General features: G+C 60.7%; 17 protein-coding genes and 1 tRNA gene. 5 read left to right on the top strand and 13 right to left on the bottom strand.

Annotation, left to right across the window (positions count from 1 at the left end; translation table 11 throughout):
- Positions 1-35 precede the first annotated feature (35 nt).
- On the top strand, positions 36-341 hold the full coding sequence (locus ACFQJC_RS07555) for a putative quinol monooxygenase (protein ID WP_390222710.1): 306 nt from the start codon (positions 36-38) through the stop codon (positions 339-341).
- A gap of 71 nt (positions 342-412) precedes the next feature.
- Here the strand turns inward: ACFQJC_RS07555 and ACFQJC_RS07550 are convergent, their stop codons facing one another.
- Together ACFQJC_RS07550 and ACFQJC_RS07545 are read right to left on the bottom strand one after the other, a co-directional pair.
- Entirely contained in the window at positions 413-967 is a 555-nt protein-coding gene (locus ACFQJC_RS07550; protein WP_390222709.1) for an FAD-dependent oxidoreductase, read from the bottom strand.
- A gap of 81 nt (positions 968-1,048) precedes the next feature.
- Positions 1,049-1,972 carry a diacylglycerol/lipid kinase family protein gene (locus tag ACFQJC_RS07545; RefSeq protein ID WP_390222708.1) on the bottom strand — a complete coding sequence of 308 codons (924 nt, stop codon included), beginning with the start codon at positions 1,970-1,972 and terminating at the stop codon, positions 1,049-1,051.
- An 89-nt stretch (positions 1,973-2,061) separates the two neighbouring features.
- Between ACFQJC_RS07545 and ACFQJC_RS07540 the strand changes: the two genes are divergently transcribed.
- Positions 2,062-2,712, top strand: a complete 651-nt coding sequence (locus ACFQJC_RS07540) for a PHP domain-containing protein (protein WP_390222707.1) — start codon at positions 2,062-2,064, stop codon at positions 2,710-2,712.
- A gap of 26 nt (positions 2,713-2,738) precedes the next feature.
- Here the strand turns inward: ACFQJC_RS07540 and ACFQJC_RS07535 are convergent, their stop codons facing one another.
- The 6 genes from ACFQJC_RS07535 to ACFQJC_RS07510 form a co-directional block, all read right to left on the bottom strand.
- Entirely contained in the window at positions 2,739-3,494 is a 756-nt protein-coding gene (locus ACFQJC_RS07535; RefSeq protein WP_390222706.1) for a class I SAM-dependent methyltransferase, read from the bottom strand.
- A 91-nt stretch (positions 3,495-3,585) separates the two neighbouring features.
- Positions 3,586-4,296: a 7-cyano-7-deazaguanine synthase QueC gene (queC, locus tag ACFQJC_RS07530; protein WP_390222705.1), complete on the bottom strand. Its 711-nt coding sequence runs from the start codon at positions 4,294-4,296 to the stop codon at positions 3,586-3,588.
- 51 nt (positions 4,297-4,347) lie between these two features.
- Complete coding sequence (locus ACFQJC_RS07525; protein ID WP_390222704.1) at positions 4,348-5,121, bottom strand: 7-carboxy-7-deazaguanine synthase QueE; 774 nt, start codon at positions 5,119-5,121, stop codon at positions 4,348-4,350.
- Positions 5,121-5,597 (bottom strand): 6-pyruvoyl trahydropterin synthase family protein, encoded by a 477-nt coding sequence (locus ACFQJC_RS07520; RefSeq protein ID WP_390222703.1) that lies wholly within the window; start codon positions 5,595-5,597, stop codon positions 5,121-5,123. Before ACFQJC_RS07520 ends, ACFQJC_RS07525 begins: the two co-directional genes overlap by 1 nt.
- Positions 5,598-5,765: 168 nt before the next feature.
- Positions 5,766-6,143: an acyl-CoA thioesterase gene (locus tag ACFQJC_RS07515; RefSeq protein ID WP_390222702.1), complete on the bottom strand. Its 378-nt coding sequence runs from the start codon at positions 6,141-6,143 to the stop codon at positions 5,766-5,768.
- Positions 6,144-6,266: 123 nt separating this feature from the next.
- Positions 6,267-6,545 (bottom strand): hypothetical protein, encoded by a 279-nt coding sequence (locus ACFQJC_RS07510; RefSeq protein ID WP_390222701.1) that lies wholly within the window; start codon positions 6,543-6,545, stop codon positions 6,267-6,269.
- A gap of 174 nt (positions 6,546-6,719) precedes the next feature.
- Here ACFQJC_RS07510 and ACFQJC_RS07505 point away from each other — a divergent pair, with 174 nt between their 5' ends.
- Entirely contained in the window at positions 6,720-7,121 is a 402-nt protein-coding gene (locus ACFQJC_RS07505) for a 2Fe-2S iron-sulfur cluster-binding protein (RefSeq protein WP_390222700.1), read from the top strand.
- Between the two features lie 118 nt (positions 7,122-7,239).
- Positions 7,240-7,527, top strand: a complete 288-nt coding sequence (locus ACFQJC_RS07500) for an antibiotic biosynthesis monooxygenase (RefSeq protein ID WP_390222699.1) — start codon at positions 7,240-7,242, stop codon at positions 7,525-7,527.
- 321 nt (positions 7,528-7,848) lie between these two features.
- Here ACFQJC_RS07500 and ACFQJC_RS07495 read toward each other — a convergent pair.
- The 3 genes from ACFQJC_RS07495 to ACFQJC_RS07485 all read right to left on the bottom strand — a co-directional run bounded on the left by ACFQJC_RS07495 (position 7,849) and on the right by ACFQJC_RS07485 (position 10,677).
- Positions 7,849-7,922 (bottom strand) — tRNA-Tyr (locus ACFQJC_RS07495).
- 91 nt (positions 7,923-8,013) lie between these two features.
- The gene (locus ACFQJC_RS07490) at positions 8,014-10,056 is read right to left on the bottom strand and encodes a DEAD/DEAH box helicase (RefSeq protein WP_390222698.1); all 2,043 of its coding nucleotides are present in this window, start codon (positions 10,054-10,056) and stop codon (positions 8,014-8,016) included.
- 132 nt (positions 10,057-10,188) lie between these two features.
- A complete protein-coding gene (locus tag ACFQJC_RS07485; protein ID WP_390222697.1) occupies positions 10,189-10,677 on the bottom strand; it encodes a hypothetical protein in 489 nt (162 codons plus the stop codon).
- 1,455 nt (positions 10,678-12,132) lie between these two features.
- On the opposite strand from ACFQJC_RS07485, the gene ACFQJC_RS07480 reads away from it, so the two are divergent.
- Positions 12,133-13,338 (top strand): Cdc6/Cdc18 family protein, encoded by a 1,206-nt coding sequence (locus ACFQJC_RS07480; RefSeq protein ID WP_390222696.1) that lies wholly within the window; start codon positions 12,133-12,135, stop codon positions 13,336-13,338.
- A gap of 189 nt (positions 13,339-13,527) precedes the next feature.
- Here the strand turns inward: ACFQJC_RS07480 and ACFQJC_RS07475 are convergent, their stop codons facing one another.
- Both ACFQJC_RS07475 and ACFQJC_RS07470 read right to left on the bottom strand, forming a co-directional pair.
- Positions 13,528-14,316, bottom strand: coding sequence for a helix-turn-helix transcriptional regulator (locus ACFQJC_RS07475; protein ID WP_390222695.1), 789 nt, complete (start codon positions 14,314-14,316; stop codon positions 13,528-13,530).
- A gap of 88 nt (positions 14,317-14,404) precedes the next feature.
- Positions 14,405-14,965: a TATA-box-binding protein gene (locus ACFQJC_RS07470; RefSeq protein WP_390222694.1), complete on the bottom strand. Its 561-nt coding sequence runs from the start codon at positions 14,963-14,965 to the stop codon at positions 14,405-14,407.
- Positions 14,966-15,407: the final 442 nt, after the last annotated feature.

Genomic DNA, 15,407 nt, shown 5'->3' with positions numbered 1-15,407 from the left:
CGTTTATGTGTCTACCAGTCGATAGTACTCGCGGGATGTCCGACTCAGACTACGCCCTCCAGGCCCGCCTGATAGCCAAGCCAGAGAAAGCCGACGAGGTGGCCGAATTCCTCGAATCCGCGTTGCCGATGGCCGAGGACGAGCGGGAGACGACGACGTGGTTCGCGCTCCGCTTCGACGAGACCACCTTCGGCATCTTCGATACGTTCCCGGACGAAGACGCCCGTCAGGCTCACCTCGACGGCGACATCGCGGCGGCGCTGATGGAGAACGCCGACGAGTTACTGGCAGAAGAACCGCAGATAGACCACGTGGACGTGCTCGCGGCGAAGCACCCCTGAAAAAATAACGTGTGAACGAGCGCCACGAGGCCGCGCGCGTCCCGGCGCTACGAGACTTCGAGCGTCCGCGACTAGTCGGCGTCCGCGGGCGTATCGAAGTCGTGGAAGTGTTCGCCCTTCTCTTTGGTCAGGATATTGAGCGCCGCGGCCGCGCCGTCGCCCGCCGAGATGATGGCCTGCCACTCTTCGGCGCGAACCATCGCGCCCGTCGCGTAGACGTTCTCGATGCTCGTCTCCATCGTCACGTCCACGTCCACGACGTCTTCGTCGGTGAACTCGCAACCGAGTTGTTCGGCGAGGTCGCGTTTCGCTCCGGTTGCGAGGACGACGTAGTCCGCCTCGTACTCCTCGCCGTCGGCAGTGACGAGATAGCCGTCGCCAGCGCGCTCGACCGACGTGACCTCCGCCTCGTGGAGTTCCGCGCCGAAGCTCTCGACCTGCTCGCGGGAATCTTCGAGGAACTCCGTGCCGTCCTTCGACTCGATGCCGAGGTAGTTGAACAGGTGCGCCTTGTGAAGCCACGTGTTGTCGGTATCGAAGACGTGCGTCTCCAGACCGTTCTTCGACGTGAACAGCCCCGCGGACAGTCCCGCCGCTCCACCACCGACGATTACGACTCGTGTCATGTCACTCAGTTACGACGTGAAGGCAATTGAGGGTTGGGGAGGCGGAAGGAGGGGACAGACGAGTGATGCGTTCCAGAACGCTCACTGGGGCGTCGGCCCGCTCCACTCCTCGGGGTCCGGGTCGTAGTCCTCGCCGACGTAGAACGACATCGCACCGGGGAGACTGTCGATAGTGAGTTCGTCGGCCTCGATTATCTCGCCGTCGAGGCTGAACTGTATCGGTTCTCCGTCGGTGGTGACGTGGAGGTGCGAACTCTTGACGCGCTTGAGGTGACTCGCCTGCCGGCCGAGGAGCGTGTCGGCGGCCCCCTTCGAGAGGTAATCCAGCGCGGGCGCGTCCTCGATGATGACGGCGTTCACCATTCCGTCTTCGATGTTCGCCTGTCGCATCCGTTCGCCGGGGAAGCGTCGGCCGTTGCCGACGAGTAACATCAGCGCGTCGCCCGCCCACACGGGTTCTCTGTCGGGACCGACAGACACCCGTAACGTCGGCGATTCGAACGTCCGAGCGACCGAGAGCGTCGTCAAGACGTACGCCATCACGCCGAGTCGGCGCTTGAGACTCCGCGAGGTTTTCGCGCTCGATTCGGCGGTCAACCCGCCGACACAGGAGTTGAGAAACGGCCGTCCGTTCGCCATCCCGAGGTCCAATCGTCGGTTCTCGCCGGACTCGATGACCTCGAAGGCGTGTTCGACGCCGCGGATACCGACGTTGTCGGCGAAGTCGTTGCCGGTGCCCGCCGGGATGACGCCGAGCGACACCTCGTCGAGCTTCTCCGCTTCGAGGACGCCCTTGACCGTCTTGTTGAGCGTGCCGTCGCCGCCGCAGGCGACTACTACCTCCGCGTACTCGGCCGCTTCGGCCGCGAGTTCGACGGTGTGGTCTCCGCCCTCGCTATCGAGGACTTCCCACCCACGGGCCGCCGCGAGTTTCGCCGCCTGTTTCGACTGTTTTCCGTCGCCACTGTTCGGATTTCGGACGACGACGTGAGTGGCATCTACCATTGTCGGGTAGTCGTCAGCCCGAATGAAAGACGTATCGGCGAGGGCGCGCGACACTGTTATTTTATTATCATTGCTCGCAGAATGGAACTATGTTCGATTGCGACCTTCACACTCACAGTAGGTTCTTTCATCGACGACCGGAGGTCGCGGCCGGATTCGACCCGTTGGGCGCGCGTGCGACGCTCGCGGTCGCAAAGACCCGTGGTTTGGACGGTATCGCACTCACGAATCACGACTTCTTCCGCCCCGCGACGATTGTGAGCGACGCCTGCATCCCAGGTATCGAAATCTCCACCACGCAGGGTCACCTCCTCGTCGTCGGGCCGAACCCCCCGCGCGACACCGTCCCCGGCGAACTCACGCCCCACGAGGCGGTCGAACTCGCCCACGACCGCGAGTGTGCGACCATCGTCGCCCATCCCTTCCGAAACAGCACGCTCCGAGAGAGTGACGCCGACTTCGACGCAATCGAAATCAACGGCAAGCACCCGGAGAATAGACGCGAAATCGAGCGCATCGCCGAGAATCGGGACCTCTCACTCGTCGGCGGGAGCGACGCGCACTTCCCGTTCGAAGTCGGTCGGCTATCGACCAGAATCGACGCCGACGAGTTTACTCCCGAAGCGATCGTTCGGGCGATTAAATCGGGGCGCGTCGAACCGGTCGTCCGTGACGGGCCGCTCCTCCGGGTGCTCGGTGCCGTCTACAACCGAATTCACGAAGAGAAGGGCCACGTGTAGGTCAGGAACGCCGACCAATCCCGGCGTCAGTCCATTTTCCGCGCTCGAACCAACGCTTTCGGATTCGCAAAAGAGACGACCGAATCGCCGTCGAACTCGACCTCGAACAGTTCGTGTCCGCCCTCGGGTGCCTCCCGGAATCGACGTGCTAACTCGGCGATGTCCTCGGCGGCGACGTTGGTTCGTTCGACCCACGGCTCGAACTGGAGTGTGATTGCCGCGGTTTCGACTTCCTCGACTTCGAGCCCCGCGTCTTCGAACCACTCGCGCCACTGCGAGACAGGGTAGAGTTCGACGTGCGTCGGGTCGCGCAGGCGTTCGACGCCGTTGAGAAAGTCGGCGAGCGTGTCGTCTTCGGGAGCGACGTTGTCCTCGAACGCGAGGACGCCACCCGGTTCGAGGATACGGGCAGTCTCCGCGACGAAGGCTTCCGGGTCGGGAAAGTGGTGGGCCGCGATGCGGCAGGTCACGGCGTCGAACGAGTCGGCGGTGAAGGGGAGGCGTTCGGCGTCCGCGACGACACCGGCGACGGGATACTCTCGAACCGCCGTTGTGACCATCTCGGGGGCGATGTCGCTGGCGACGACGTTCGAGACGCCCGCCTCGGCGACTGCGCCCGCGGTGTGGCCCGCGCCGGTGGCGATATCGAGCGCGCGCGTCGCGTCGGTGCACCACGAGGCGAGCGTGTGCCGGTCCGCGCCCAATCGGTGGACCTCGCTCTCGAAGTAGGAGTCGGCCGCCTGTCCGAAGTGGCTGGCCGTCGCTCGTTTTTCCTCGGTCATTGGTACGGGTGCGCACGGAGAGGTGAAAAAGAGACGGGGGGTGACAGACGTGAAAGAGACGGGAGGTGACAGAACGGAGAAACTCGTGCAGTTATGCGGATTCGACGTACTCAGGGCGCTCGGCGTACGGAATCGGGTCGCGCTCGCCGAGGTTCTGGAACGCCTGCAGGCGGAAGGCACAGGAATCGCAGGTGCCGCAGGCGGGTTCTTCGGCGCGGTAGCACGACCACGTGTGCTCGAAGGGAACGTCGAGTTCGAGACCACGGCGAGCGATATCGGTCTTGGAGTCGTTGACGAAGGGAACCTCCAGCGAGATGGTCGTCTCGGGCTTGGTGCCGACATCGACCATCGCCTCGAAGGCGTCGAAGAACTCTGGTCGGCAGTCGGGATAGCCCGAGTAGTCCTCGGAGTGCGCGCCGACGAAGACGGCGTCACAGTCGTTGGCCTCGGCGTACGAGACGGCCATCGAGAGGAGGTTGGCGTTGCGGAACGGGACGTACGAGGTCGGAATCTCGTCGGCGTCGAGGTCGGCGTCCTCGACGTCCATCGAGTCGTCGGTGAGTGAGGAAGAGCCGATTTGCTTCAGGTGACTCGTCTCGATGTGCAGGAAGTCCTTGGCGTCGAGTTCGTCGGCGAGCGCGCGGGCACAGTCGTACTCCTTCGACTCGGTTTTCTGGCCGTAGGAGGTGTGGAGCGCGTAGATATCGTAGCCGCGAGCCTTCGCTTCGTAGGCGGTCGTCGCACTGTCCATGCCGCCGGAGAGGAGGACGACGGCGCGTTTGGTGGAGTCGGATTCAGTCATGGGTGAGCTGTGTGGGTGGGTTGCTTTCGTGCGTTACGTCTCGGGTCGGCGTTACGTCTCGGGGGCGTCGTTCCACAAATCGACGTGGAGTCGCGGCGTGTATCGGTAGCCGAACTCGGCCGCGAGGTCGGCGACGGCGGTTCTGCTCCCTTCGAGGGCGTCTCGGGTCTGTCCCTCGGGCATGAGCAACACGTCGGTGTCGTGGATTTCTCGTGCCGTGACGCCGCGCACTTCCGAGACGAGCGCTTCGATTTCCGGCATGTCGTCGCGGCCGGTGACGACGAACTTGAGTTGGAAGTCGTCGGCGTGCTCGACGAGCGACGAGAGCGATTCGAGGTCGATGCGGTCGGCTTCGTGCTTGTCGGTCCAGACGCCGGGGTCGGTTCCCTCGGGGGCGTTCTCGGGTGTCGGCGTCGATGACGCGAGTTTGGGGCTGATGCTCGCTAAATCGACCGGGGCGTCGGTTTCGAGCGTCCCGTTCGTCTCGACGGTGAGGTGGTAGTCGTCGGCGAGTTCCGAGAGGAGCGCGTTCGTCTCCTCGTGGATGAGCGGTTCGCCGCCGGTGACGACGACGTGCGAAGGAGCGAGCTCGCCGACTTCGGCGACGATATCTTCGACGGTCATCCACGCGTGGGTCGGTTCCCACGAGGTGTGGTACGAGTCGCAGAACCAGCAGCGGAGGTTACACCCGCTCGTTCGGACGAAGGTGCTCGGAACACCGGCGAGCTTGCCCTCTCCTTGGAGCGACGCGAACAGTTCGTTTACCGGCAGTCGGTCGCCGTCGGCGTCGGAGTCGGGTCGGGAGACGGAGTCCGAGACGGGCATCAGAACCCTGCGCAGAGTTCGTTCGTCTCGCTGACTTCGACCGACACCTCGGAGACGGTATCGGGGAGGCGGTCCATCAGTTTCTCTTCGAGCAGGACCGCCATCACCTCCGCCGTCGGCGGGGCTTCGAGGACGACCATCCCGTCTTCGTCGCCGGACTGTTCGAACGCCCGAACGAGCGGGTCGCCCGACTCGACGAGGAAGCGATGGTCCCACTCGTCGATGACGTCGGTGACGACGCCCTTATCCACGACCCAGCCCTCGTCGGTGAGTTCGCCGACGATTCTGACCGAAATCTCGTAGTTGTGGCCGTGTGGTCGCCTACACTTGCCGTCGTGGTGGAGGAGTCGATGGCCGGCGCTGATTCGAATCGGCCGGTCACGACCGATGTGGAGGACTCGCTCGCCCGCCCGCGACATCGGCGTCTCGGCGTCGTCCGTCTCCCGACGTACGGACTGTGGTGTTCCCATAGGCATACCACAGGATTACTCCGATAGTACTTAATCACACGGTCTCGGTCGCGTCGTGCGGTTTACAGATACGCCGAATAACGAGACTGTCTGGCCAATCGATAGACTGCAGGCAGACATTCGGGATAGGCCAGTAGACCGTTGTGGGGAGAAGCCGGTAGGCCGTCAACCGGGCTACTCTTCGAGTGCGGCGCGCCACGACGCTGGAATCTCTCGCGGCGTCCCCGAATCGTCCATCGCCACTTGAATCGTCTCACCGGTGGCGACGACGTCCCCCTCGTAGCTGAGTTCGTAGTACAACGGGAAACTCGTGGTGCCGAGTTCGCCGGCCTCGACTTCGACTTGGACGCTACCGACGCCCTCGATTGGGGCGCGGTAATCGAGTTCGAGGTGGGCGACGACGATGGAGAGTTCGGGCAGTGGCACGTCGAGTGCCTCTTCGAAGAACTTCACGCGCGCCTGCTCGCAGTAGGTGGCATAGACAGCGTTGTTCACGTGACCGAACGAGTCGAAATCGCGGAACCGAACCGGGACGTCGGCGACGATGCTCATTGGCGATTCGAGACGCGCAGCGCATATAGAAACGACGATTGAGTGTTGAGCGACGAGATTGAGTGTTGAGCGACGGTTGAGTGTTCGCCCGCGTGAGCGCTCTCGGTCGGCCGAGCGCGACGTTCACTCGGCGGTCGAGACAGTCTGGTTCGTGCGCTGTGGGCGGCGTCCGTGGAGTGCGACGACCTTCCAGACGTTCGAGCGACTGCTCAGTCGGACCATCTCGAGGGGGACGCGCGTATCCACGGGGAGTGCCGCGAGCGTGTCGCGGATGCGGTCGGTCTCGTACGCGACGAGGTGCCGCGTCTCGTTCGTCTCGTTGACCTCGACGGTCATCGACTCGTGGTCGTTCATCGGACGGCGGACGCTCACCAGGACGGGGACTGACGACTGCGCAAGCATTGGTGTTACAACTCGGTACTAACAGCATAAAGAGTTATATTTCCAATATGTTTTGCTCTGGACTCTACATAACGATACGTGACATGGTGGAGATTTCGTTCGAAGAGAGCAGCAGTTAGTATGCACTGAAAGCCGGTACGACTGTGGTCGTTGGGCGACAACAGTGCGGTGAGAATGAGACCGACAGAGCGGTCGAATGCGGTGGATGGGTCGTCGGGAGCTGACGCGGATGCAGACACAGCCGCGGCCGCGTCGGGGTCAGTTCCCGTCACGGTCTGCGATGGTGATTCGGTCGTCGAACTCGGCGTCGCACCCGGAACGATACTCCGAGATGCGCTCCTCGAATCCGGGCTGTCGCCGTACACGCGAGTGACTCGTCGGGCGAACTGCGGAGGGCGTGGGCTGTGTGCGACCTGCGGGGTTCGAATTTCGGTGGGCGCACCCTCGGCCGAACACTGGCACGACCGACTGGCCGACCGGTTCGGCTATCCGCGGTTGTCGTGTCAGATTCGAGTGACCGAACCGATGACCGTCGAATTGGTCGAGAAAGTGGTCTGGGGCGGTCGTGAGCGGTGAATCGAATGCCTCGGCGACGACGACCACGGCGGCGACATCTGTTGTATCGAGTGTCGCACAGCCTCCAAACCAGCTACGCTTACGCCATTCCACGGCGTATGCTAACAACGGTGATAGCATGGTGTACCTACACGTGAATGCAACCGTCAAGGACTACGACGAGTGGAAAGCCGACTTCGAGCGATATCACTCGCTTCGCGCGGATTTCGGTGGCAAAGGCTACCAACTCTATCGAACGACCGAGAAATCGAACGAGATCGTCGTCGTCATCGAATTCGAGTCCGAACAGCGTGCTCGTGAGTGGACGAATTATCTGAAATCGCAAGGCGAGTTGCTCGAACCGAAGATGGAAGCCGACGTGTCGTATCTCGAGCTGGTCGAACAGAAACAGGTCTCTGCGGTCTGATTTCTCTCCAGTCTCTGGTTTTTTCGAATTTGTTCCCTGATTTGAGCACCGTGAGGCGCAGGCACCTCACGAGCACCGTTCGCTCTCCTCGATTTGAACTCACTCGCAAATCAGAGATTTGCTCGATGCTCAAATCGGGTCGAGAAGTCCTTCACATTCAACACCGCTCGCTGTCGCTCGCGGGTGTTGAAGTTCAGTCCGCTCTCCCCGATTTGAACAGATTGAAAGACGGTCACGCTCGCTGGCGCTCACGTGCTGCAACTTTCATGTTCAAACGGGTCAAGGCGGTCTTTTCACTGCACACGTTGTTCGCAGGAAAAGTCCGCTCTCCCCGATTTGAACGGGGGACAAGCCGATCTACAGTCGGCTGCTCTGCCAGGCTGAGCTAAGAGCGGGCAAGGTAATCTCAATCCACGATTAGACTTAAGAATTCTCATTCCGCGTGGCGGTCGTGCGATTGTACCGACCGATTGGGAGCGACGTGGTCTACTCGTCGTCGTCCACCCCGTCCGAAGACGGAGTCTCGTGACTCGTCTCGCGGACGCGGATACCCTTTCCAGCGAGGTGTTGCATCTGCCGCTGTGCGAAGTCTTCCTCGCTCGTACCACGGGTGGCGAGCACGTAGACGAGGGCGCTTCCGGCGGGGCGCATCGTTCGACCGGCGCGCTGAGACCCTTGACGGCGTGACCCACCGAGTCCGGAGGCGACGATTGCGAGTTCGGCGTTCGGGAGGTCGATTCCCTCGTCGCCGATGCGAGAGATGATGAGCGTATCGAGGGTGCCGGTTCGGAAGGATTCGAAGTAGCTCTCGCGGCGGGAGTGGCGCGTCTCCCCACTGATGAACGGAACGTCGAGCGCCTCGGAGAGTTCGTCTCCTTGGTCGAGGTAATCGACGAAGATGAGCGTCTTCGAGTCGGGATTCTCCGCCCGGAGGCGGCGCACGGCGTCGATTTTCGCGGGGTTCATGGCAGCCAGCATGTGGCGTTCGCGGCCGTCGCTCGCCGACCACTCGTTGCGCGCGAAGTCGTCGTCCCAATCGACGTATCGAATCTCGACTTCGGGTTCCTGGACGTAGCCCGCGTCGAACAACTGCCCCCAGTCGGTGCCGATGGGTTGTCCGATGAGGGTGAAGATTTCGGCCTCTTTGTCGTCCTCGCGGATGGGCGTTGCAGAGAGACCGAGGCGATGTTTGGATTGGAGGTCGGCGCTCCGCTGGAAGACGCGACTCGGGATGTGGTGGGCTTCGTCGTAGATGATAAGCCCCCACTTGCGCGAGTCGAACAGCGAGCGGTGGCGGTCCATCCCGGCGGTCTGGTAGGTGGCGATGGTGACCGGGCGAATCTCCTTCGTTCCGCCGTGATACTCACCGATTTGGTCGGGGTCGAGGTCGGTGTGAGTGAGGAGTTCCTCGCGCCACTGGTGGGCGAGTTCCCTGCTCGGGACCAAGATGAGCGTCTCGCCGCCGACGGCCGCGAGCGCACCGATACCGGCGATTGTCTTGCCAGCACCCGGCGGGCCGACGAGGACGCCCGAGCGTTGGTCGAGGAATCTGTCCACCCAATCCTGTTGGTAGCCGCGGAGGTCCACGCTGAGCGAGACGTCGAGTTCCTCGCCGACTTCGAGGTCGCGGTCGTCCTCGACGGGGTAGCCCGCGTCGTAGAGGACGCGCTTTATGGCCGCGACTTCCTCGTCTCGAATCCACGCTTCGGTGTCCGAGATTGGCGCGTACACCTGTTCTTCGTCGAGTTTCTGGAGTGCGACGTTTCCCATGAGGCTCTCGGTCGCCGCTGCGAGAACGGTGTATCCCTCCTCGTGCGTGTAGAGACGGAACTGGTGGGCGCGCTTCCACTGGTCTTCGATCCACGCTTCGAGATGTGGCGAACGCTCGGGGACGACAGACCGAAGTAAGGCGATGAGCTGTGCGACCTCGTCGAACGGTGCCTGCCACACGTCTTCTTGGCGAATTCGGTACAGATAGCCGCGGCCGCGACCCTCGCGGTCACCCGTGGTATCGACGAGGTGGGCGAACTGCGAGAGTCGAGCGCGAGTGTACTGCGTGGGCTGGTCCACGACGAGTTCGCGGCGTTTCGGAAACAGAATCACGCGCTCGCGCGCGGCGAGGTTCCCCCACTCGGTCGGAAACCAGACGATTGGGTCGGTCTCGACGTTGACTTTCTGGACGCGTCCGCTCTCGGCGAGCACATCGAGGTCGGTGACGGCCGCATCCTGTGTGATACCGAGACGGCGGGCGACCTGCTGGGCGGTCACGACCGGCCGACCCTCCGCTTCGAGCGCGTCGTAGAACGAGTCGAGGGTGACGCCAGCGGGGTCGGGGTCTTCGCCGGTGTCGTCGTTACTATCAGCGTCATCGTCGCCGTGGGTGCTCGGTCGGGACCCCGTCTTAGAAGTCGATTCTTCGTCTGGAGCAGAAAGGTCGGTCACGTCTGCAAGGCGGTCGAGGACGCCGTCGTCGGTCGATCGCTCTCGGTCGCCCGGAACCTCGGACGGGACCTCATCCTCGGCGGTCATCACTCGGTGTATGGACGCGAGGAGGAAACGGCTTGCGACACAAGAGCGGATATGGTTGAGTCACGCAGGAGGGAGAAGCGAGAGGCTAGGGAGCACACCGAGCAATTCGGTTCTAACGTGGCCGAAAAGGGGTCAGGAGGTTTGAGACCGCGCAGGAATCATGCGGTCGAAGACGTGTTCGAGGCTCTCGTCAACCGTGACGAATTCGGGGAACTCTTCGAGTGTCCGAATCCCGTCCAGATAGACGTATTGAACCTCTTCGGGAGGAATCTCCTCGAACACCTGCAAGGGACCGTGTTCGGTCTCGCCGATGAATGGTCGCCCCTCAGGGTCGGTCTGCGGGGTCAATCCATACTCCACGTAGAGGCGGGCCATCAACAGCGCGCTTGCGAGCGGGACGTAGCCCGGTGTCAACTGCCACGTGACGTCGCGGGAGGGGTACTGAACTGTCGTCACGTAGCCGTCGGCGAACCGGAAGCAATCGACTATTTCGTCGGTGGCACGCCATCTGGTCTCCGTCTTTCGAGACCAATCGAGGGACCAAACCAGGTTGTCGCCAGAGTTTCCACTCAGACTGACTGCCCGGCGGACGCGCTGCCACGCACGACCGAGTGAACGCATATCTACCCCATTGGTTCTGGAGGGTAATTGCATTGACGGGAACGGGCGTAATCAGACGACTGTATCGCATTCGTGAGGGTCGAGTGGTGTGATTTTCAACTCTGACAGAATTACTCGAATGAGAGTGATACAAAGGAGTGAGTCGCACACTGGTGAGACGTGCGCGAAGAGTGGCGAGTCGATGAGAAGTGGCCACACACCACGTTTCCGATGAACACCGTCCCCAAGGAAGAACACGTCCCGGCAGGGCGGGTGTGTTCACCAACACACCACGTTTCCGGTGAGTGCAGACGGGTTCTGTGACGGCTCGAAGGACAGCAGTTCAGAGACGACGATTCGAGAGTCAAACTGTGTCGATTCACGAAGACACCCAGCCAACGAGTCGAAGTTTGATCACAGATGCCCGACCGTGGGTGTCCGACCACGAGAGGTGAGCGAGACGGGTGACGCAGAGAGAGACACCGTGTTTCCGGTGAACGCGGTGAGAGTGAACGTGGTGATGTCGTATGCTCTCGGCACTTTGAGCGTCTATTACAGTACTGACAGACACCGTGTTTCCGGTGAAATGCCGTGGGAGTGTCAGGCACTTCGGGCGTGCGAGAATTTGGGTGTCGGCGGGAGAACACTCGGTGACAGACACACCACGTTTCCGGTGAAACGGGAAATGAAGGAGTGACGGTTTGTAAGTCGGAATTTCGTGGGTTCCGATTTGTTTTGGGTCTCAGCGTCCCGAAGACGACTTCTCGAATCGAGACACTTATATCATAGACACCACGTTTCCGGTGAAATGCCCTGTATGAGCCCCGCTACTGTAGTTCTGTGACGGGGTCAATTTTCGGCGAGCGAATCGGACAGAACTCGTAACAGTCGATGAAAAGAACCGAACTTCGATTCAGAATCCCAGTTCGGTGGCCACCTCGACGTGGGGTCGGTACGTATCCCAGTGGGTGCTGATTTTCCCAGTGTATAGAAACAGTTAAATCATTCATTCGTGTAAACGACCATTGATACACTCGCAAACTAAATACTGCTTGTCACTCAAGCAGTGTTCCACCGGTCGTCGAGGTTCCGTTCTCCCCGTTATTTTTCGTACCCCTCGGTCGAATTGCGATGTTGCTCGATAGGGAATCAATTGACGGCCGCACAGCAACGCGTCGGAGCTTCTGACACGGTTTCCGGTCGGTCATTCCGAGACGTCAACCGATTACCTATCGAAGCCGTCGTCTCGGCTCCTGCTTCGTGAGAATTCGATGCGAGAGATTGCGTGAGATGAATACTGGCGTTTCAGACAGTCACCACGGCCACGACCCCCCTCACACCTCGTTTCCGATGAATCAAAACCTCTGTTTCGTGTGGACGGGAAACGGAGGTTCGGGACGTTTCACCGGAAACGTGGTGTGCGCGCGCTACGCCGAATGGTAAGCCCTTTCACCGGAAACGTGGTGTGTTGCGAACATGCCTAACGCCAGCGACGACCTCTTCACCCGAGAGGACCCCATCTTCGCCAACAAGGAGTTGTTGGAGATTAACCATCTCCCCGGGGAAGGTCGGATTGTCGGCCGCGACGACGAGATTGCGAACCTCGCAACAGCGGTCAACCCCGCGATCTTCGGGCAGAGTCCGAGTAACGTCCTCATCTACGGGAAGACCGGGACCGGAAAGTCGCTGTGTGCCAAGTACGTCTCGCAACGGTTGGTCGAAACCGCGGAAGAAGAAGGTGTCAAAGCGACCTTCGCCTACGTTGACTGCGCGCAGGACACGACCGAAACGCAGGCCGTCCAGACCATCGCCGATAGCGTGAACGACGTTGACGTGACGAGCATCAAAGTCCCCGACAAGGGACTCTCGACATCGACTTACTACAAGCGGCTCTGGCGGATTCTCGACGCGCTCTACGACGTCGTGCTCATCATCCTCGACGAAATCGACAAGCTGAGCGACGACGACATTCTCATGCAGTTGTCCCGCGCGGGTGAGGCGGGGAAAATCTCTGGCTGTAAACTCGGGGTTATCGGCATCAGTAACAAGATACAGTACAAAGACCGGATGGACGAACGGGTGAAATCCAGCCTCTGCGAACGCGAGTTCGTGTTCCCGCCGTACGATGCGAATCAGCTTCGAGACATCATGGACGCCCGCAGCGACGCCTTCCGTGAGGGCGTTCTCGACCCATCGACGATTCCACGCGCTGCTGCGCTGGCCGCCCGGGAACACGGTGACGCCCGGAAGGCTATCGACATCCTTCGGTACGCTGGCGAAATCGCACAGTCGATGGGGGCGGCGACCGTCAAGGAGAACTTCGTTACGCAGGCGCGCCAACGCGCGGAGACCGACCGCTTCCGCGAACTAATTCGTGGTTCGACGCCGCACTCCCGCTACGTCTTGCAGGCGCTGGCGATTCTCTCACTCTCAAACCAACAGCAAGATGGGTTCCGGACGAGTCGAGTGTACGAAGTCTACGAGAACATCTGCCGACAGCAGGGTTCGGATAGTCTCTCTCTTCGTCGCGTTCGAGACCTGTTGAAAGAACACGCGTTCCTCGATATCATCGAGCAGTCGAAACACAGCGGTGGGAGCGCCGAAGGGAGTTACACGAAACATCAACTGCTCGAAGACCCTGACGTCGTGAAAGACGTACTCACCGAGAGTGTCGATGCCTGAAAAGTATCCTGAACCACGGGAGGGCGTTTGGAGGGCCGAAGTCGCGGGGTGACTTTGTGCGGTTCAGGCTACTGTACCGCTGCACATATCCTTCAGAATAGTGATTACTTATACTTTATTACTGAGTTATGTTGCAGAAATTATCACGTGTGACCGGACCGGTCACACATGGTGTCACGGGACCGACGACTACGCATTCGGGCCGAGCGCTTCGATTGCGGTCGCGTTCGCTGACACTGCATCGTAAACCGACTGCGCCCATTCGAGCACCGCGGGTTCGTCGCCGTCGATGAGTGCCACCATGTTGCCGTCGCCATCGTACGCAGCGACGAGGGCGTGTTCGTCTACGAGGAGAAGTCCGAAGTCGATCGACTCTTCGCTGACACGGAGTGTGAACTGCTCGAGTTCGTGTGCCTGCTCGAGTGCATCCGGGTACGAGTCCATAGAACGCTGAAGAACCTCGGAGTCGATGATGAGTTCCATCCGTGTGCCCGGGCCGATGACTCGTTCTGCAGCCTCGTTGAACACGCGACTCACGATAGGGCTTATCCCACGGAACTCGTCCACCGGTTCGTCGCCGAGGACTGTGAGATACCGATTGAGTGGTGCGTGAGGGTCACCGCCAACGGCGGTCGTGACTGTCACCTGTTCGAGAACCGACTGCGGAACGCCCGCGATTGGTCCCGTCGCGTTGGTCAAAAACTCACTCGTCAGGTCTACTTGCGTAACCGTGCCGACGAGTTCGACGTACTGTTCGTAGACCATCCGCCCGCCGGGCGTCAGTCGATATTTTTCGGCGTGTTTTTCGACCCAGTTTCGGTCACAGAATCCTGCGAGTGTTCGTTGTGCGGTCTCACGGGCACACCCGCAGACCGTTGCAAGCTCCGTGGGACGTCGTGGCTCCGTTGCGAGCGCGTCGAGTATCGCTTCTCGACTCTCTGACCCGACGAGAAATGCGATATCTTTCCGAGCGTCCATGGCTGACTCTAGGCTGTGTAACATTTGACGTTTGTGGACCGACGGCTGCCCAGACTGTCTTTCGAAGAAGTGGATCTGTGGTTCCGCGCTATCCGAGGAGACCGAGCGCATCGATGCGCTCGACGATTTCCTCGACGGCGGTTTCTGCGTCGTCGGTCTGCTTTCCGCCAGTGATGACGATTTTTCCCGACCCGAAGAGGAGGATGACGACCTTCGGTTCGTCCATCCGATAGACGAGACCGGGGAACTGCTCGGGTTCGTACTCGACGTCTTCGAGACCGAGACCGATTGCCAGCGCGTTCAGGTTTAGGTTGTGGCCCAGGTCTGCACTGGAGACGATGTTCTGGACGGTAATCTCGGGTTCGTCGTCAACGGGGATACTCAGGTCACGAAGCTTCCCGAAGATGATGCCGAGTGCCTCGTGCACGTCGTCGATGCTCTTCGCACCTGTACACACGATTTTCCCCGAACGGAAAATCAGTGCAGCGGCCTTCGGGTCCTGCGTTCGGTACACAAGCCCAGGGAAGTTGTCCGGGTTGAAATCAGCACCAGGAAGGTCGTCGGCGAGTGCCTCGAGGTCGAGCTCCTGACCGATTCCGGTCGATGCGACTACGTTCTGAATCTCAATAGAGTCTGCCGGCCCACTCATTGCTCGCACGTGACTCGTACCTCCGTCCTTATAAAACCCGTTATAAACCGACTTAAACCGAGTCGGCGCTGTGCTTCGCATCGCGCGCATGCGTGAGTAGAATATAATTTCTCGGTGTACGCTCGATAATGAGACAATCTAACGAACGTGAAGTTATGGCACTTCTCGTGTCTATTTTTCTCACAGAGCCACTAAATCAACGGCGTTAAATGTAACCCCGGCATTGGAAGTAATGTGAAGAAGCGCCCCGGGGCACACGCCCCAGGGGGCTTCACGTTCGAGCGCCGACCCACTAAGGGGGTCCGGGCAAACCACGGGATGACACACCTTCCCGAACTGCCCACCAAACGACGCCCTTAAGTGTAACAGGGCGTTTCGAATGAATGCACAAGACAACAACGCGATTTCAGGGCGCTTCAACGCGTCCTGATTCACGGACCCA

Source organism: Haloferax namakaokahaiae (genome assembly GCF_042663225.1).
GTDB classification, from domain to species: Archaea; Halobacteriota; Halobacteria; order Halobacteriales; family Haloferacaceae; genus Haloferax; species Haloferax namakaokahaiae.
This window is presented reverse-complemented; position numbering and strand designations above follow the sequence as displayed.